General features: G+C 66.7%; 18 protein-coding genes. 11 read left to right on the forward strand and 7 right to left on the reverse strand.

The genetic code is table 11. The features are described 5' to 3' along the window. Positions 1-47 precede the first annotated feature (47 nt). Together NA10_RS02455 and NA10_RS02460 are read left to right on the forward strand one after the other, a co-directional pair. Entirely contained in the window at positions 48-1,754 is a 1,707-nt protein-coding gene (locus NA10_RS02455) for a serine/threonine-protein kinase (protein ID WP_067562758.1), read from the forward strand. Between the two features lie 83 nt (positions 1,755-1,837). Then, complete coding sequence (locus NA10_RS02460) at positions 1,838-2,524, forward strand: HAD family hydrolase (RefSeq protein ID WP_067562761.1); 687 nt, start codon at positions 1,838-1,840, stop codon at positions 2,522-2,524. A gap of 290 nt (positions 2,525-2,814) precedes the next feature. Here the strand turns inward: NA10_RS02460 and NA10_RS02465 are convergent, their stop codons facing one another. After that, positions 2,815-3,621, reverse strand: a complete 807-nt coding sequence (locus NA10_RS02465; protein ID WP_245676973.1) for an acyl-[acyl-carrier-protein] thioesterase — start codon at positions 3,619-3,621, stop codon at positions 2,815-2,817. 144 nt (positions 3,622-3,765) lie between these two features. Continuing rightward, entirely contained in the window at positions 3,766-4,167 is a 402-nt protein-coding gene (locus NA10_RS02470) for a hypothetical protein (protein ID WP_218021428.1), read from the reverse strand. Positions 4,168-4,308: 141 nt separating this feature from the next. On the opposite strand from NA10_RS02470, the gene NA10_RS02475 reads away from it, so the two are divergent. Then, on the forward strand, positions 4,309-4,677 hold the full coding sequence (locus NA10_RS02475) for an MmcQ/YjbR family DNA-binding protein (protein ID WP_067562764.1): 369 nt from the start codon (positions 4,309-4,311) through the stop codon (positions 4,675-4,677). A 133-nt stretch (positions 4,678-4,810) separates the two neighbouring features. Here the strand turns inward: NA10_RS02475 and NA10_RS02480 are convergent, their stop codons facing one another. After that, complete coding sequence (locus NA10_RS02480; protein WP_067562766.1) at positions 4,811-5,731, reverse strand: toprim domain-containing protein; 921 nt, start codon at positions 5,729-5,731, stop codon at positions 4,811-4,813. A 245-nt stretch (positions 5,732-5,976) separates the two neighbouring features. Beyond that, positions 5,977-7,362, reverse strand: coding sequence for an NAD(P)/FAD-dependent oxidoreductase (locus NA10_RS02485; RefSeq protein ID WP_218021429.1), 1,386 nt, complete (start codon positions 7,360-7,362; stop codon positions 5,977-5,979). Between the two features lie 200 nt (positions 7,363-7,562). On the opposite strand from NA10_RS02485, the gene NA10_RS02490 reads away from it, so the two are divergent. The 6 genes from NA10_RS02490 to hisG all read left to right on the forward strand — a co-directional run bounded on the left by NA10_RS02490 (position 7,563) and on the right by hisG (position 13,085). Then, complete coding sequence (locus NA10_RS02490; RefSeq protein WP_245676974.1) at positions 7,563-8,480, forward strand: HalD/BesD family halogenase; 918 nt, start codon at positions 7,563-7,565, stop codon at positions 8,478-8,480. Positions 8,481-8,495: 15 nt separating this feature from the next. Then, entirely contained in the window at positions 8,496-9,341 is an 846-nt protein-coding gene (locus NA10_RS02495) for a class I SAM-dependent methyltransferase (RefSeq protein WP_245676975.1), read from the forward strand. Beyond that, the gene (locus NA10_RS02500; RefSeq protein WP_067562774.1) at positions 9,338-11,140 is read left to right on the forward strand and encodes a choline/carnitine O-acyltransferase; all 1,803 of its coding nucleotides are present in this window, start codon (positions 9,338-9,340) and stop codon (positions 11,138-11,140) included. The genes NA10_RS02495 and NA10_RS02500 overlap by 4 nt, the downstream gene beginning before the upstream one ends. Before the next feature lie 47 nt (positions 11,141-11,187). Continuing rightward, the gene (locus tag NA10_RS02505) at positions 11,188-11,769 is read left to right on the forward strand and encodes a TerD family protein (protein WP_067562889.1); all 582 of its coding nucleotides are present in this window, start codon (positions 11,188-11,190) and stop codon (positions 11,767-11,769) included. Between the two features lie 95 nt (positions 11,770-11,864). Then, positions 11,865-12,146: a phosphoribosyl-ATP diphosphatase gene (locus NA10_RS02510; protein ID WP_174562468.1), complete on the forward strand. Its 282-nt coding sequence runs from the start codon at positions 11,865-11,867 to the stop codon at positions 12,144-12,146. A gap of 87 nt (positions 12,147-12,233) precedes the next feature. Next, positions 12,234-13,085 carry an ATP phosphoribosyltransferase gene (gene hisG, locus NA10_RS02515; protein WP_067562777.1) on the forward strand — a complete coding sequence of 284 codons (852 nt, stop codon included), beginning with the start codon at positions 12,234-12,236 and terminating at the stop codon, positions 13,083-13,085. Positions 13,086-13,197: 112 nt separating this feature from the next. Here the strand turns inward: hisG and NA10_RS02520 are convergent, their stop codons facing one another. Beyond that, positions 13,198-14,073, reverse strand: coding sequence for a RecB family exonuclease (locus NA10_RS02520; RefSeq protein ID WP_067562778.1), 876 nt, complete (start codon positions 14,071-14,073; stop codon positions 13,198-13,200). A gap of 105 nt (positions 14,074-14,178) precedes the next feature. On the opposite strand from NA10_RS02520, the gene NA10_RS02525 reads away from it, so the two are divergent. Then, on the forward strand, positions 14,179-15,012 hold the full coding sequence (locus NA10_RS02525) for a tRNA (adenine-N1)-methyltransferase (protein ID WP_067562781.1): 834 nt from the start codon (positions 14,179-14,181) through the stop codon (positions 15,010-15,012). Positions 15,013-15,094: 82 nt separating this feature from the next. On the opposite strand, the gene NA10_RS02530 is transcribed toward NA10_RS02525, so the two are convergent. Both NA10_RS02530 and NA10_RS02535 read right to left on the reverse strand, forming a co-directional pair. Beyond that, a complete protein-coding gene (locus tag NA10_RS02530) occupies positions 15,095-15,520 on the reverse strand; it encodes an MTB12 C-terminal domain-containing protein (protein ID WP_067562784.1) in 426 nt (141 codons plus the stop codon). A 39-nt stretch (positions 15,521-15,559) separates the two neighbouring features. Then, a complete protein-coding gene (locus NA10_RS02535) occupies positions 15,560-16,021 on the reverse strand; it encodes a WKL family lipoprotein (protein WP_245676977.1) in 462 nt (153 codons plus the stop codon). Between the two features lie 243 nt (positions 16,022-16,264). Between NA10_RS02535 and arc the strand changes: the two genes are divergently transcribed. Next, positions 16,265-18,025, forward strand: a complete 1,761-nt coding sequence (arc, locus tag NA10_RS02540; RefSeq protein WP_067562790.1) for a proteasome ATPase — start codon at positions 16,265-16,267, stop codon at positions 18,023-18,025. Positions 18,026-18,035: the final 10 nt, after the last annotated feature.

The raw sequence follows: 18,035 nt of genomic DNA on the forward strand, positions 1-18,035 counted from the left end.
GTTGCAGGGTGGCTCGGCGCGAAGGCCAGCAGGAGGGGCACAACCACATGACTTCAGACCGGCTGATTACGGGGCGGTACCGACTAACGGATCCGATCGGCACCGGTGCGATGGGGGTCGTGTGGCGCGCGACCGATGTTCGACTGCGGCGCACCGTCGCGGTCAAGCAGTTGCTGCTCGGGCCGGGGCTCACCCGGTCGCAGGCGATCGAGGCCAAGATGCGGGCGATGCGGGAGGGGCGCATCGCGGCACGGCTGCACCATCCCAATGCGGTCACCGTCTTCGACGTGGCCGAGGAGGACGGTCAGCCGTGGTTGGTGATGGAGTACGTGGACGCGGTGTCGCTGGCGGCGCTGATGCGGGAGAAGGGCAATCTCGCGCCGACCGAGGTGGCCCGGATCGGGGCCAAGGTGGCGGCGGCATTGGCGGCCGCGCACAAGGCCGGGATCGTGCATCGCGATGTCAAGCCGGCCAATATCCTGGTGGCCGATGACGGAACGGTGAAGATCACCGATTTCGGCATCTCGCGGGCCATCGGGGATGTGACGGTGACTTCCACCGGATTTCTGGCCGGGACGCCCGCGTATCTGTCGCCGGAGGTGGCCCGCGGGGAGAATCCCGAGCCGCCGTCGGACGTATTCGCTTTGGGCTCAACGCTTTACGCGGCGGTCGAGGGGATGCCGCCGTTCGGTGAGGGCGATAATCCGCTCGCCGTCCTGCATTCGGTGGCGCGGGCGCAGGTGCCCGAGCCACAGCATGCGGCCGCGCTCGGACCGGTGCTGATGGAATTGCTGGCCGCCGAGGCGGAGGATCGGCCGACCATGGAGCAGGCGGCCGAGCGGCTCCAGGAGGTCGCGGACGGCCGGGCGACCGCGCCGATTCAGGCGACCAAGGTGCTGCCCGCGGTGAAAAGCGGTGCCGCCGTAGATGGTTCGGCGGCCACCACGGTGCTGTCCACCTCGCGGACCGGGCAGTCCACTGGGAACTCCGCCGAGGAGACCGTGCATATCGATATGGCGAAGCCGTCGGCGCGCTCCACCACGCCGGGGACACCCGTACCTCCCGCCGCGGGCTTGTCGGCCGAACTCGGTGGCGGAGACGGGAATCGGCGGCGGCTGGGTCTGGTGGCCGTGGGCGTGGTCGCCGCGCTGTTGATCGCCACCGTGGTGGCGTATGCGGTGAGCCGGAATTCCGTGAGTGAGGCTCCCGCCGCCAATGGGACGACTTCGGTTGCGGCGCCGGTGAATCCGCCGGCGGGTCCGGCGACCTCGCAGGCCGTCGGCCCGGCCGACAACGGTGCGGCCGATACGACCGCGCCGAGTCAGAGCGTTGCGCCGGTCACCCCGCCGCCCGGTACGACGCCGCCGAGCACGACCCCGGCTCCCAGCAGCTCCGCCAAGCCGAGTACGACCACGACCGTGCCGCCGACCACCGCGCCCGCCGGTCCGCCGTCGGCCGCCTCGGTGGCCTCGTTCATCCAGGGCTACTACGGGATGCTGCCCGGCAATGTGAATGGCGCGTGGGGCATGCTCTCGCCGAGCTATCAGGCGCAGACCGGAGGGTTCGGTTCGTATTCGCAGTTCTGGGGGAGCATCTCCTCGGTCAGCGTCGGCGGGGTGACCCCGGCCGGTGAGAATCGGGCCGTGGTGAATCTGACCTATCGCATGAAGAATGGACAGGTCAACACCGAGAGCCGATGGATTCAGGTGGATTCCACCGGCGGCCGAATGGTGATCGCGGCCTCGGGTCTGTAGCCGATCGCGCCGCTTCGTCCTCGCGTCGGGGCGGCCCGATACCCTGAACACCGCCTCGCCTCCGCGAGCGCCAGTGGGAGTGGATGACAGGAGTGGTGGTTCCGGTGACGCGTCTGGACGCGGTGTTGTGGGATATGGACGGGACCCTGCTCGACTCGGAGAAGCTCTGGGATATCGCGGTGCGGGAGCTCGCGGGCGAGCTGGGGCATGAGATGGATGATGCGATGCGGCATGCGCTGATCGGCGCGTCCGGGCCGAACGCCATGCACATCATGTTCACCGGGCTCGGGATCGATCCCACGCCTGCGGCGCTCGAGGATGCGGGGGAGTGGATCGAGCGGCGCATTATCGAACTGTTCCAGGATCCGGTGCCATGGCGGCCCGGTGCGCAGGATGTGCTGTCCACCTTGCACGCGGCGGGCGTTCCGATGGCGCTGGTCACCAATACCAAGCGGTCGCTGACCGAGTACGGACTGGACACCCTGGGGCGGCATCACTTCGGGGCCACCGTCTGCGCCGACGAGGTGCCGCAGGGCAAGCCGTCGCCCGATGTCTACCTGCGGGCCGCGGAACTGCTGGGCGTCGCCCCGGAATACACCGTGGCCATCGAGGATTCGCCCACCGGCGCCGAGGCCGCCGCCCTCGCGGGGTGCAATGTCCTGGTAATCCCTTGTGAGATAGCGGTTCCCGAGGCTCCGGGGCGCACCTTCCGTGAGTCCCTGGTCGGGCTGACCCGGGACGAATTGCTCGGGCTCATCCTCGCTCGCTGAGCGGAAGGCGTCCCGCGGGGTCTGACCCGTGATAGAAGTAGCGACGGACCGGCCTCCGAGGCGGTCTGGCTATTGCGGCGCGTGCTGCGCGAGGACGGTCGGAGTGGTGGGTGCTGCGCCCGATCTCGAAACGAGGCTGGAGCAACTCCGCGTAGCACGTGTGGCGGCGTTCGCCGATCGGGCCGGCGTCCAGGGGTGCGATCTCACGGGTGACGCGGGCTTACGACGGGCGGATATCGCGCGCGACCCGGTGCGGGGTTGATTGCCGAGCCCGCACCGGGCGGGCGGTGTCAGGGAAGGGGTGGGAGGGAGCGGAGTTGGGCTACGGCTCGGACGTCTTCTTCGATGGTGAACCAGAGGGTTTGGGATTCGGGGGTGCGGTGGGTGTGGATGGTGAGGGGTTCGCCGTGGCGGATGGGTTTGTTGTATTCGAGGATGAAGCGGTGCGAGGTGGTGGTGAGATCGGCTGCGCCGGTGGTGAATTCGTGGACCGCGTGCCAGTAGGCGGTATTGGTGACGTGCTGGAAGTGGTCGATGTCGGTGCGGCGCAGGGGGAATCGTGCGGGGGTGGCCCGGGGGAGGGGGTCGGTGAGCCATTGCTGCCAGCGCAGGCGCTGTTGTGAGGTTGTGGTGCACATCAATTCGAAGAATTCGTCCTCCACACGGGACGGGCTCATCGTCTGCTTGTTCATGTGGATCCAGAAGCCCTCGGTTTCGATGAGGCCGCCGGAGTCGGAGTCGATGCGCACGCGCATGGTGCACCAGCGGGGGGAGATGCCCGAGCACCAGCGGCGGGTGCGGAGTTTCGCGGGCCAGGTGATGGGACGGATGACGTCGATGACGGTGCGGCGGACTATCCAGTGCGGGTGGGATTCCAGGGCTCCGCAGTGCACCAGATGATCGACGCCCGCCTCCTGGATATGGCGGGCGATGCCGTCGATGCGCAGCGCCTCGTTCTCATCCATATCGACGGTGCCCAGGCGGCCCGGGAAGTCGAAGATGTGGCCGGACTCGGGGACCGGGGCCAGCGGGCGGAGCATGGGATGGTCGGACAGCGCCGGGAGGACCGGCGGTGGATCGGCGAGCTGGTTCATCATCGGCAAACCTCCGGGGCATCCATCCGAGCGGCGGGGCGGGGAGTGCGAAAAGGCCGCGGCGGCAATGCCGGGGCGCGATGGGACACAGCGTAATGCAGATTCGGGCGCGGCACCGGCTGAGCCCGGGCCGCGCTCGGTGGCGTGTCACCCCAGCGGGCCGAAGAATGCCCGCGGGTCCAGGGCCAGGTCGGCGGGTGCTTCCATGGCGGGGAAGTGCTTACCCCGCTCGAACTCGGTCCAGTGCGCATCGGCGGGGGCGGGCACCACGCGGCGCACCGTCTCGTCCGCGCCGAAGATGCCGAAACCCTGCGGGACGACCGGTTCGGCACCCCACTCCATCGAATGCGACTGCTCGTACAGAGTGTGCGCGGCGGTTGCTCCCGAACCGGTGAACCGGTAGAGGCTGACCGTGGTCAGCGGTTGATCACGGTCGATGGGCAGATCCGTCCATTGCTCGAATTTTTCTGCGATCCAAGCCAATTGGAGGAGCGGCGAATCGACCAGACCGTAGCCGAGGGTGGGCGGCCCTGCTTGATTGTCGGGCATTCGATCTCCGGAGGTGTGACCGCGGCGACGCCGCGCTCCGGCAGTCTGTCGCACTGGTTTCGGGACGGGCGTTTCGGGCCCTTCGACAACGCTTCCCATTCATACAGGGCCGCGCTCGACCCGAGCGATTAGCCTTCGGGTATGGGTGAACCCGTCGAGTCCCTGCGTGCCCTCTGCCTCGCCCTGCCCGAGGTCACCGAGCGCCTCAGCCACGGCGAGCCGACCTGGTTCGTGCGCGGTAGGAAGACCTTCGTCATGTTCGCCGACCATCACCACGACGACCGCCTCGGCTTCTGGTGTGCCGCCCCGCCCGGAGTCCAGGAGGAGTTGGTCGCCGAGGAACCAGACCGCTTCTTCCGCCCGCCCTACGTCGGCCACCGCGGCTGGCTCGGCGTCTACCTCGACGTCCCCGTCGACTGGACCGAAATCGCCAAAATAGTAGAAGACGCCTACCGCGTGATCGCCCCCAAAGCCCTGGTAGCCCAACTGAATTCCACCCCAGACCGCTAGCTGTCCCGGTGCATCCGCCGCGAACCCGCCCCCGCGCAACGTGCATGTAATGGCGCAGGGGCCCACTCGGCGTTTACCAGCGTCATTACATGCACGTCGTCCCCTGGCGGGCGCTGTGCCGAGGTCCGGGATGTCACTCCTGAAGTCGGAAGTGGGCGTCGAGGATTGGGACGGGGTCGAGGTCGGAGATGTGGTGGCCTGCGTTGCAGTGGTCGGTGAGGTCTTTGCCGTCTCGGGCTTGGACTATGCGGAGTTCGTCGACGCGGGAGGTGAGGGATTGGGCGACCTTCGCGGCGTGGCGGTAGCCGGGGGCGTCGCGGTCGGCGATGATCCAGACTCGGTGGGCGCCGGTGAGCCATTCGGCGTGGTCGGGGTGCCAGCCTTGGGCGCCACCGGCATTGCAGGTTGCGGTCAGGCCGGCGTGGGTGGCGGTCAGTGCGTCGGCTTCGCCCTCGCAGATGAAGATGTCCTGGCCGGTGCGGACGGCGTCGAGGAGTTCGGGGAGGTGGAAGGGGAGGTGGGCGAAACCGCCCGGCTCCCAGCGGTTGTCGGTGCGGCGCTCCTGCCAGAAGGATTTCGCGTAGCCGTGTAGGTGGGCAGTGTGGACTCGGATGACGCAACCGGCCGGGCGGCCATCGGGCCAGCGGTAGATATAGGTGGCTCGGCGCTGGGGGCGGGCCAGGCGGGGGCCGAGGTCGCGCTTGCGCACCTCCAAGGGCAGGCCCGCGGCCTGGAGTGCCTGATCGGCCAATACCGGTTCGGGAGACGGGGATTGGCGTCGGGCGGGATGCGGTGCCTGCGGATTGTCGAACAGGTCGCGGACGCGCAGGCCGAGGCGGTCCAGGACGTCCTCGTCGGAGCAGCCCGCGAAGCAGCGCACCACGGTGCGGCCGCGCGAGCGGTTGTAGACCACGCCGAGTGAGGGGTGGTGGCGACGGCCGTCGGATTCGTGAACGGGGCAGAGGTAGGTGGTCCAGTCGGCACCGCGCCTGCCCGGACCGGAGACTCGGTTCAGGGCTGAGGTGATGGTGTCCCAGGATCGGTTGGTGTCCATGACGCAGTCCTCTCACTACCGGTGTACCCGGTTTGGGAGAAGTGTCAAACGACGCGAAATCCGTTGGAGTGCACGTTAAATCGTGCTTGCAGATGTGCTCTGCGGCCCACCTCGGCCACAATGGCGTATGCAGATGGAAATATGCGCATCTAAACATGTGGCTCGGCATGTCGAACCACGGACCGACAACGGCCGAGGAGGCACGAGCCCCTGCCCGCGAGGTCGCCATCGCGGGCAGGGAGAGGTCAGCGGCCGGAGATGAGGTTGGCCATCTTGGCGATGCGCGACGTGTGGCCCAGTCGGGCTTCGCGGTGATCGGCGGCGCGGTAGAGGCTGTACATGAGCTGAACCCCGATCCAGCGCAGCGGCTCCGGCTCCCAGCGGCGCACCCGCCAGTTCACCCAGGGGAGCGAGGTGAGTTCTGTGTCCTGGCGCAGGAGCAGATCGCGCAGGGTGCGTCCGGCGAGATTCGTGGTGGCGACGCCGTGACCGGTGTAGCCGCCGGCGAACCCGAGGCCGGTCGTATGGTCCAGTGCCACACTGGAACACCAGTCGCGCGGGACCGCGAGCACACCGGACCAGGCGTGCGCGAGCGGCGTCCGGTCCGCGGCGGGGAAGAAGTCGGTGAGCATGGAGCGCAGCACGTCGACGGTCCACTGCTGGGTGTGCCCGCCGTCGTCGATGCGGCTGCCGTAGCGGTACGGTTTGCCGCGTCCGCCGAAGGCGATGCGCCCGTCGGCTGTGCGCTGGGCGTACATGTAGTAGTGCGCCATATCGCCGAGGAGTTCGGCCTGCTGCCAGCCGATCTGCTCCCACACCGAGTCGGCCAGCGGTTCGGTGACGATCATCGAACTGTTCATGGGCAGCCAATCGCGGTGTGTCGCACCGAAGGTGGCGGTGAAGCCCTCGGTCGCGCGAATCACGTACTCGGCGGTGACGGTGCCGCGCGCGGTGACGGCCGCTGCCGAACTGGTTTCGGTGCGCGGGCGTACGGATTCCACGGTGGTGTCCTCGTAGATCCGCACCCCCAGTCCGCGCACCGTATCGGCAAGTCCGCGTGCGAGTTTCGCGGGTTGTACGCGGGCGCAGTGCGGCGTCCAGAGCGCTCCGGTGGCGTCGGCGATGCGGATTCGCTCGTCGGCCCCGACGGTCATGAGATCGTCTTCGCCCCAACCCCATTCGCGTGCGTGCGCCAGGGTGTCGCCGAGCCGCGCCTGTTGCGCGCTGTTGCGGGCCACGGTCAGCTGTCCGCTCTTGACCACATCGGCGTCGATGCCCTCGGCCGCGGTGACGTTCACGATCTCCTCGACCGTGTCGAACATGGTGCGCTGGAGTCGCACCGCGGCCTCGCGACCGTGGGTGCGGGCGTACACCTCGGCCGATCCCGCTATTTCTCCGACAACCCAGCCGCCATTGCGTCCGGAGGCCCCGTATCCGGCGAACTCCTTCTCCAGGATGACGATCCGCAGGTCCGGTTGCGCCTTCTTGAGGTAGTACGCCGTCCACAATCCGGTGTATCCAGCTCCGATGATGCACACGTCCGCCTGGGTGTGCCCGGGCAGCGGCGATCCGGGGTCGACGGGGGCGAGCTCACGGAACCAATACGACACCGAACCATTGACAAAGGACATACCCGACATCCTGAGCTATCGCCGAGCATTCGGCTAGTCGGTATTTCAGATGCTCTCGGGGAGTGGGACCGGCCGAGACCTGCGGTGCGACGGGGATTCGAGATGACGCATGAAATCTGTTGGTGCACAGGAATAGTGAATTTGCACAATCCCTGCGCATCCCGGGCGTGTCGGACGATTCGCCATCCAGAATGGTCGGCATGGTTGCGACAGGGGGTGGGGCAGACGTGTGCGATACGGACGGGTCCGGGGTGATGAAGACCGCTCCGGCGGGTACGGCCGTGCCCGGTGTGGACACCGGCCGGTACCCGCTCGACGCGCCCGGCAGTGTGGGCTGGCGGGACGCGGTGGCGGCCGCGCGCGCCGAATTGGCCGCCGGCGGCTGCACCGTACTTCGTGGATTCATTCGGCCCGCCGAGGCCGAGACCATGCGCGAGGAGGGTGTGGCGCTCGCGCCGAATGCCCACTACACCGTCGAAAACGTCAATGCCTACAACATCCCGCTCGATGCGGACCTGCCGCCCGATCACCCCGGGCGCATTGTGCTGCGGCGCGGAAACGCCTTCGTCGCAAGGGATTTGATTCCCCGCGAGATGCTCATCCATCGGCTCTACACCGACGCCCGCTTTCAGCGCTTCATCGCCGACTGCTTCGCCCTGCAAGCCCTGTACGAATACACCGATCCGCTGGCCGGCCTCTGCCTCAATGTGGTGGCCCCCGGTATGTCGCATCCCTGGCACTTCGACACCAATGAGTTCACCGTCAGCATGCTCACCCAGGAGCCCGAGGCCGGCGGCGTCTTCGAGTACTGCCCCAATATCCGCTCCCGCACCGCCGAGCATCTCGACGATGTGCGCGCGGTGCTCACCGGCCACGGCGAACACCACATCCGGCGGCTCGAACTACGCCCCGGTGACCTACAGCTGTTCCAGGGTCGCTTCTCCCTGCATCGCGTCGCACCGGTCGGCGGCACGGTGCAGCGGCATTCGGCGATCTTCGCGTACAGCGACACCCCGGGCGTCATCGGCACCGCCGAGCGCACCCGGCAACTGTTCGGGCGGGTTCTGCCCGATCACCTCGCGGCCGATGCTGTCCGCGGCGACCGTCTGCTCGACTGAGAAGAGGACCTGCACGTGCCAGCCTCGTTCCGAAGCACCGTGCTGCACAGCACCGGGAAAGCGTCTTTCGACGACATCTACGACAGACCCGACCCGCGTGCCTACTACGCCCGCATGTCCGAATTGGATTATCGGATACCGGAACTGGCCAAACCACACTTCGAGCAGTTGCTCGCCGATCACCGCGCCGCGACCGGTATCGCCGCGCCGACGGTCCTGGACATCGGCTGCTCGTACGGTGTGAACGCGGCACTGCTGCGCCTGGACACCACCATGTCCGATCTGTTCGAGACCTACGCTGAGCCCACCGCGCCCGATCTGGCGGCCCGCGATCGGGCCAGGCTCGCCGCCGAGGACACCATGCCCGGTGTCCGATTCATCGGTATGGACGCCTCCGGTCCCGCACTCGATTACGCGCGCGACGCGGGCCTGCTGCACGCCACCGTGCACGCCGATCTGGAAGCCGCCGACCCCACCGAGGCGCAGCGGCGCATTCTGGCCGGCGCGGATCTGGTCATCTCCACCGGCTGCGTCGGCTATGTCACCGAGCGCACCCTGTTGCGGGTGGCCCGCGCGCACGGTGGAAAGCTGCCCTGGATGGCGCATTTCGTGTTGCGCATGTTCTCGTTCGATCCGATCGCCACCCACCTGGCCGCACTCGGTTACCGCACCGAACTCGCGCCCGGTGTCTTCCGGCAGCGTCGCTTCGCCTCGCCGGAGGAGCAATCGCAGGTGTGTAATACCTTGGCGGCCAATGGAATCGATACCCAAGGCATCGAATCCGAAGGCTGGCTCTACGCCCAGCTCCACCTGTCCCGCCCGTCCCCGAACCTATCCATCGACCACGAGGACCTGCATTGAGCGAACGGACCTTCGCCCACGACGACCGGCTGCCGCGGGTGCCGCTCCCCACCTTGGAGGAGAGCTGCACGCGTTTCCTGCACTGGTGCGCGCCGCTGCTCACCGGCGACGAGTACGCCGCCACCGCGGCGGCCGTCGAGGATCTGCTGCGCCCGGACAGTCCGGCCCGCACGCTGCACGCGGATTTGCAGCGCTTCGACGCGGAGCCGGGTGTGGGCAGCTGGCTGGACGAATTCTGGCCCTCGCGCTATCTCGGCCGCCGGGACCGCATCGCGTTGAACGCCAACTTCTTCTTCCTGTTCCGCGATGACACGGCGCTGGCCTCATCCACCTCCGCGGGGCAGAGCGAGCGGGCGGCGGCGCTGGTCAGCGCGGCGGTGAATTACAAACTGCTGCTCGACGCCGAGGAGATCCCGCCGGTCACCCAGCGCGGGCAGCGACTCAATATGGCGCAGAACAAGTTCCTGTTCTCCGAGACCCGGATTCCCGGGTCTCCGCAGGACACCGTGCGGGTGCCGTACAGCGCGGAATGGCCGGGCCCCTCGGATGCTCGGCATATCGTTGTCCTGTACCGCGGCAATATGTTTCGGATGGATGTGCTCGGGCCGAACGGCGCACCGTACTCGCCAGAGGATCTGCTCGCCGGACTGGAAGCGGTGAAGAAGGCTGGCGCGCGGCGCGCACCGGTCAATGCTTCGGCCGGACATCTGACGACCCTGGCGCGCAAGGACTGGGCGCCGCTGTACGAGCAGTTGCGGACCACCAATGCCGCCGCCTTCGATACGGTCGAAACCGCGCTGTTCTGCGTCTGCCTGGAGGATTTCACCCCGCGCGACACCCTGCACGCGTGTGATCAACTCCTGCACGGGGACAGCGGGAATCGCTGGTTCGACAAGTCGGTGTCGTTCATCGTCTTCGCCGACGGCCAGGCCGGAATCAATGTCGAGCACTGCGGACTGGACGGCACCACCATCCTGTCCTTCGTCGACACCCTGCTCGAGACCCCGGTCGCCGAGCATGCCGCGCGATCCGGCGCCCAGCCGCAGGGTCTGCCCGCCACCGAGCCCGTCGAATTCGTGCTCGACGACACGCAGAAGTCCCGGACGGCCGCCGCCGCAGCGGCTTTCGCGCAGTACGAGCTGGACAATGCCACCAGCACGGTGTCGTTCGACTTCGGCACCTCCCATATCAAGACCCTGGGCATCTCCCCGGACGCGTTCGCGCAGTTGAGTTATCAGCTCGCGCACAAGCGCAGCAAGGGGCTCACCGGTGCCACCTACGAATCCATCGCCACCCGGCAGTTCCGCAACGGCCGCACCGAGGCCATGCGCGTGGTGACCCCGGAGATCCTGGAATTCCTTGCCGCCATGGAGAATCCGGCCGCCAATGCCGACCGCAAGCGCGAGGCCGTGCGCGCGGCCGCCACCGCGCATGTGCGGCGGGCGCAGGAGTGTCAGCGCGGTGAGGCGCCCGAACAGCACCTCTGGGAACTTCAGATGATCCAGGGCCGTCGCGGTGACAAGCTCGGCGCCACAGCGCCGATGGCGTTCTACGACAGTCCGGGCTGGCGGATCGCGCGCGATGATTTCCTGAGCACCAGCTCCGCGCCGTCGGTGAATATCCAGTACTTCGGGTTCGGCTCCACCAGCCCGACCTGTATCGGCATCGCCTACGTGCTGCTGCCCGATCGCTGGAACCTGTACCTGGCCACCCCCAAATCCGTTGCGCGGCAGATGCACGACTTCGCGGGTCACCTGCGCACGGCGGTGGCGGAGCTGGAGAACCTGCTGGCCGAATGAGATTCGAGTCCACCACCGCTGTCTGATTTGTCGGTAACGTGACAATCGTGATTACGCTCAAGAAAGAAGACGGCGCAGCGGATCTCGGCGGCATCACCAAGATGAGTGTCGGGGTGAGCTGGGATCCGTCAGCCGGAAGCAGTGGTGGACTACTCGGTATCGCACGCCGCAAGAAGGGCGTCGATCTGGATCTGATCGCGGTACTCATGCAGGGCAGCGAACCCGTGCGCTTCGCGGGCCTGGACTCCCTCGACCCCTTCGGCAACGGTTCGGTGCAGCACACCGGCGATGAGCAGACCGGTGCGGCCTCCGGCGACGACGAGACCGTGCACGTCACCTTCGCGAATGTGCCGCCCGCCATCGACTCGATCATCTTCGTCGCGGCCGCCTTCAAGAAGGGCAGCAGTTTCGACAAGGCCAACAACGTCTCGTTCAAGATCTACGACGCCACCGGCGGCAGTACCCAGCAGGTGGCCGATATCTGGCCGTCCCTGCTGGGGGCCGACAATGCCAACGCGATTGCCCGGGCCTTCCGCAGCGGCCCGGCCTGGCAGCTCGAGGTCCTGGACCGCAAAGGCAAAGTGAAGCAGGGCGATATGCAGGCCCTACTGCGATTCGCCATGGCCTGACCTGGGATTGGTCCCGAAGCGGGTGGCCCGCGCCCGCGCATGCACGCGCGGGCGCACCGTCCGGACCGGGGACTTTGCGGGCCGGGTGCCGGGGTCTGGAACAATGGCTCATCGTGAAGTCTTTCGAAGCCCTGTTCGCCGAGCTGCAGGATCGTGCTGTCAACCGACCCGATGGGTCAGGAACCGTCGCCGCTTTGGACGCCGGTGTACATGCGCAGGGCAAGAAGGTGTTGGAAGAGGCCGGTGAGGTATGGCTGGCCGCCGAGCATGAGAGCGATGAGTCGCTGTCGGAGGAGATCTCCCAGCTGCTCTATTGGGTTCAGGTGCTGATGGTGGGCCGCGGTCTGCGGCTCGAAGACGTGTACCGACATCTGTGATGCGCCGTTTCACCGCACAGCCCGTGCGGCCGATGACCCCGCGTCCACTGTCCTCACGTCCCCCCACCCGTCCCGAAAGGAACATCTATGCTTCGCGTCGCCGTCCCAAATAAGGGCTCGCTGTCGGAGATGGCCGTGGCCATCCTCGGCGAGGCCGGATACCGCGGCCGCAAGGATGCCCGCGATCTGACCGTGCTGGATCAGGTCAACCAGGTCGAGTTCTTCTTCCTGCGCCCCAAGGACATTGCCATCTATGTCGGCTCCGGTGAGCTCGACCTCGGCATCACCGGCCGCGATCTCGCGCTGGATTCCGGTGCGCCCGTTCAGGAACGCCTGGCCCTGGGCTTCGGCGGCTCCACCTTCCGCTACGCCGCCCCCGCCGGCCGCGAATGGAAGGTCGAGGATCTCTACGACAAGCGCATCGCCACCTCGTACCCGAACCTGGTGCTGACGGATCTGAAGGCCCGCGGTATCGAGGCCGAGGTCATCCGCCTCGACGGCGCGGTCGAGATCTCCATCCAGCTCGGTGTCGCCGATGCCATCGCCGATGTGGTCGGCTCCGGTCGCACCCTGCGCCAGCACAATCTGGTCGCCTTCGGTGAATCGCTCGTCGACTCCGAGGGCGTGCTCATCGAGGCCAAGGGCTCCGACCAGCAGAACAAGGCCCGCAACCAGCTGGTCGCCCGCGTCCAGGGCGTCGTCTTCGCCCAGCAGTACCTGATGCTCGACTACGACTGCCCCAAGTCCTTGCTCGAGGCCGCCGTCGAGATCACCCCCGGCCTGGAATCGCCCACCGTCTCCCCGCTGACCGATCCCGACTGGGTCGCGGTCCGCGCCCTGGTCCCGCGCAAGAACGGCAACGAGCTCATGGACCAGCTCGCCGACCTCGGCGCAAAGGCCATCCTGGCCACCGACATCCGCTCCTGCCGGGCCTTCTGACCCGAGCCCGAAAAACGTGCGCCCGCCGCGACTTCGCGGCGGGCGCACGTGCATGTCATGGCGTAGGTGAATGTCGAGAGCACCCCTGCGTGAGTACATGCACGTCGCTGGTTCAGTCGGCTGTTTCCGTGGCGATGGAGAGGGTGTCCTCGAGGGCGGCGGCGGTCGGGAAAGGCGGTGGGGTGCCGCCGAATTCGGGGCAGAGGGGTTTGAAGTCGCAGTACTGGCAGAGCCAGGAGCGACTGGGTGGGAAATCGCCTGTCTTGGAAGCGGATTCGATGGCGACCCAGAGTGCGGAGACAATTCGTTCGAAGCGTAGCAACTCTTCGGCATCCGGCTCGTAGCTCAGTACCTGTTCATCGGCCAGGTACATCAGGCGGAGTTCGGCGGGGGCCGCGCCCAGGGTGCGCATGAGGACCAGGGCATAGAACTTGAGCTGGAACAGGGCTCTGGTTTCGCGTTCCGGACTGGGGGAGCGGCCCGTCTTGTAATCGATGACGTGCAGTGATCCATCGTCGGAGGCGTCGATGCGATCCACGAAACCGCGCAGCGGGGTGCCGTCGGGGAGTTCGGTTTCCACGAACGCCTCGAGCGATCGGGGTTCGAATGCGGTGGGGTCCTCCAGCCGGAAATACACCTCGACGAGGCTGTACGCCTCGGCCAGGAAGCCCGCCAGCTCCTCCTCGGCAATCAGGTCGACGGTCTCGGGGCGGGACTCCAGCAGCCGAGTCCACGCGGGGGCGATCAGATCACCCGCGTGCGCGAGATCGCGTTCGACCGCCGGCAGGCCGAACAGCGCCTCCAGCACCGCGTGCACGAGCGTGCCGCGCACCGCGACCCGCGAGGGCGCCTCCGGGATCTTGTCTATGGCGCGCAGCCGATACTTCAGCGGGCACTGTTTGAAATCCATTGCGCGCGAAGGCGAGAGTGCGAGCCTGCGCGGCGTGGCGCCCGCGGAGTCCGGGGTAGTGATCGCGGGTACCGACATACCTGGCAGGCTAAACGCAGGCACCGACAAGGTGTGAACCTGATCCACGCAGCAAAATCGCAGCGACTTTCGGCCCGCGCCGGAGTCGAACCAGAACGGAGATTCATGACGGCCAGACCGACCGGGCCTTTCCAGATCGGCGACCGGGTACAGCTGACCGACGCCAAGGGGCGCAAGTTCACCGTGATCCTGGCGCAGGGCGGCACCTTCCACACCCACGCGGGCGAGATCGCGCACGACGATCTGATCGGTGCGGACGAGGGCAGTATCGTCACCTCCGCCAAGAACACCGCCTATCTGGCGCTGCGGCCGCTGCTGACCGATTACGTGCTCTCCATGCCGCGCGGTGCGGCGGTCATCTACCCCAAGGACGCCGCGCAGATCGTGCACGAGGGGGATATCTTCCCCGGCGCGAAGGTTCTCGAGGCCGGTGCGGGCTCGGGTGCGCTGACCTGTTCACTGCTGCGCGCGGTCGGCCCGGAGGGCAAGGTCGTCTCCTGGGAGATCCGCGAGGATCATGCCGAACACGCCGTACGAAATGTGGAGCGGTTCTTCGGCGAACGCCCCGACAACTGGGAACTGACCCTCGGCGATGTCGCGGAGTACTCCGGCGAACAGGTCGATCGGGTCATCCTGGACATGCTCAAGCCGTGGGATACCCTCGAGGCCGTCTCCAAGGCGCTGGTCCCCGGCGGCGTGCTCATGGTCTACGTCGCCACCACCACCCAGATGTCCGAGGTGGTCGAGCATCTGCGCCGCATGGAGTGCTGGACCGAACCGCGTGCCTGGGAGTCCATGGTCCGCGGCTGGCATGTGGTCGGCCTGGCCGTGCGCCCCGAGCACCGCATGCAGGGCCATACGGCCTTCTTGGTGAGCGCCCGCCGCCTCGCCGACGGTGTGGTGGCACCCAAGCCGCAGCGCCGCGCGGGTAAGGGCTAGCTCGACCAGAACGCGCCCCCTTTCGAATTCGAAAGGGGGCGCGTCTTTTTCGCCGGGTGCGAAAATGCATCCTGTGCACGGATCAGCAGGGGGCGCGACCCATCGACAGGATGGTGCAGCCGGTGTTCTCCGAGAGCTGCCAGCCCGCGGCGGTGTGCGTCCACGACATCGGCACGCCCGGCATGGTGCCGTGCGGGGAGATGATCGCCACCGAGGCATTGGCGGTATCGCCGTCGACCTGGATGTTCGAGACGCCGAAGCCGATCTTGCCGTAGTTGCCCAGCTTCGAGGTCATGGTGTCGATATTGCTCGCGCGCCGATCGCCGCTCACCATGAGCCGCTCCTTGTCCACCGTGGCGATACCGGGATCGACGAAACGGTCGAGGGTGGACTGCAACTCCTCCGGCGAGGGCGCGGGTGCGTCGGCGTGCGCCAGGCCCGCACCGGAGGCGAGGGCGAGGCTCGCGCCGAGGGCGGCCAGGGAAATGCGGGCGGAGCGAGCGAGCATGAGCGGAAAAGCCTTTCGTGTGATCAGAGGTTTTTGCTATTACGGCTGGCAGGCGGCGCGCGCCATGCCGAGGATGGTGCACGCGCCGGAGTCGGCGAGCTTCCAGGTGCCGTCCACGTACTGGAAGGACATCGGCACATCGGGCATGGTGCCGTGCGGGGACGCCACCGACACCTTGGCCTCGGCCTTATCGCCGGTGGTCTTGATCTCGCCCACGGTGAACGACACCGCGTAATGCGCGAGTCCCTGGTTCATGGTCTCGATGAGCCCGATCCGCTTATCACCGTCGACCACCAATTTCGCCTTGTCCGCCGCGGGTTCGGCCGGATCGGCGAAGGCGGTCAAAACGCCTTGGAGCTGCTCGGCTGTCGGCGCGGGCGCGACGGCCGCGGCGGTCACACTCGCCGACGTGGAAACGGTCGTCTCGGCCGAGTTCTTGTCATCCGAGCCGCAGCCAGCCAAAGTGGCGGTAACGGCCAGGGCCGCCGCGACGGTAGCCACGGAAACACGAAGCGTCCGCGAGGCGTTGCGCATACCAGAGGTTCGACTGGTGGGAAGGAGCATCAACGGCAGCCTTTCGGATCGGCCGGCGATTAACTCGCCGGAAACATGTTAGGGCAGGCTAACATGTTCGTCCGGTCCGTCGGCCGCAGCCTAGATGTGATCACGACGAAACCATGTCGGAAAGCGAGAACGGTTATCGCCCGGTAGCGTTGATAGACCGGGACTGGGAGGAGCAGCATTATGAGCCCCAACGAACATTCGGATTCGGCGGCCTGGAGGGAACTCGAGGCGGTACGTGCCGAGGCGGCTGCACTCCGGAGGCAACTCGCCGACTCGCCGGATCGCTCACGGGAATTGGAAGCGCGCGTAGATTCGCTGACGATTCGCAACACCAAACTCATGGACACTCTCAAGGAAGCGCGCCAGCAGCTTGTCGCCCTTCGTGAGGAAGTGGACCGGCTCGGTCAGCCACCGAGCGGTTACGGCGTTCTGCTTGGTGTATATGACGATCAGACGGTCGACGTCTTCACCTCAGGACGCAAGATGCGCTTGACGTGCTCGCCGAATATCGACACCTCCACCCTCATCTACGGTCAAACCGTGCGTCTCAATGAGGCCCTGACCGTCGTCGAGGCTGGTCGTTTCGACCAAATCGGTGAAATCGGCACGCTGCGCGAAATTCTCGACGACGGACGTCGAGCTCTGGTGGTCGGCCATGCCGACGAGGAGCGAGTGGTGTGGCTCTCGGGCCCGCTCTCCGCACTCGTCGACGTGGACGATATGGAGGATCCGGATCGCCCCATTCGCAAACTGCGCCCGGGTGATTCGCTGCTGGTCGACACCAAGGCCGGCTTCGCCTTCGAGCGGATTCCCAAGGCCGAGGTCGAAGACCTCGTGCTCGAGGAAGTCCCCGATGTCGACTACCACGACATCGGTGGCCTCTCGCGCCAGATCGAGCAGATCCGCGATGCGGTGGAACTGCCGTTCCTGCACAAGGATCTGTTCCGCGAGTACGCGCTGCGGCCGCCCAAGGGTGTGCTGCTCTACGGTCCCCCCGGTTGCGGTAAGACGTTGATCGCCAAGGCCGTTGCCAATTCGCTCGCCAAGAAGATCGCCGAGGCGCGCGGTGAGGATGCCAAGGAAGCCAAGTCGTTCTTCCTGAACATCAAGGGCCCCGAGCTCTTGAACAAGTTCGTCGGTGAGACCGAACGGCATATTCGGATCATCTTCCAGCGCGCGCGGGAGAAGGCGTCCGAGGGCACCCCCGTGATCGTGTTCTTCGACGAGATGGACTCGATCTTCCGCACCCGCGGTTCGGGTGTCTCCTCCGATGTGGAGACCACCGTTGTGCCGCAGTTGCTTTCGGAGATCGACGGTGTCGAGGGGCTGGAGAACGTCATCGTCATCGGCGCCTCCAACCGCGAGGACATGATCGACCCGGCCATCCTGCGGCCCGGCCGTCTGGATGTGAAGATCAAGATCGAACGGCCCGATGCCGAAGCGGCACAGGACATCTTCTCGAAGTATCTCACCGAGACGCTGCCCCTGCACGCGGACGATCTCGCCGAATTCGACGGTGAGCGCGCCAAGTGCGTGAAGGCCATGATCGAGCGGGTCGTCGATCGCATGTACGCCGAGAGCGAGGACAACCGCTTCCTGGAGGTCACCTACGCCAATGGTGACAAGGAGGTCCTGTACTTCAAGGACTTCAACTCCGGCGCGATGATCCAGAACATCGTGGATCGGTCCAAGAAGTACGCCATCAAGTCGGTGCTCGAGTCGGGCAATCCGGGTCTGCGCATTCAGCATCTCTACGACTCCATCGTGGACGAGTTCGCTGAGAACGAAGATCTGCCCAACACCACGAATCCCGATGACTGGGCGCGTATCTCGGGCAAGAAGGGCGAGCGGATCGTGTACATCCGCACGCTGGTGACGGGCAAGAACGCCTCCGCCAGCCGGGCCATCGACACCGAGTCGAATACCGGCCAGTACCTGTAGGTTCGCACAC

It is taken from the genome of Nocardia acidivorans NBRC 108247, assembly GCF_001625085.1.
GTDB classification, from domain to species: Bacteria; Actinomycetota; Actinomycetes; order Mycobacteriales; family Mycobacteriaceae; genus Nocardia; species Nocardia acidivorans.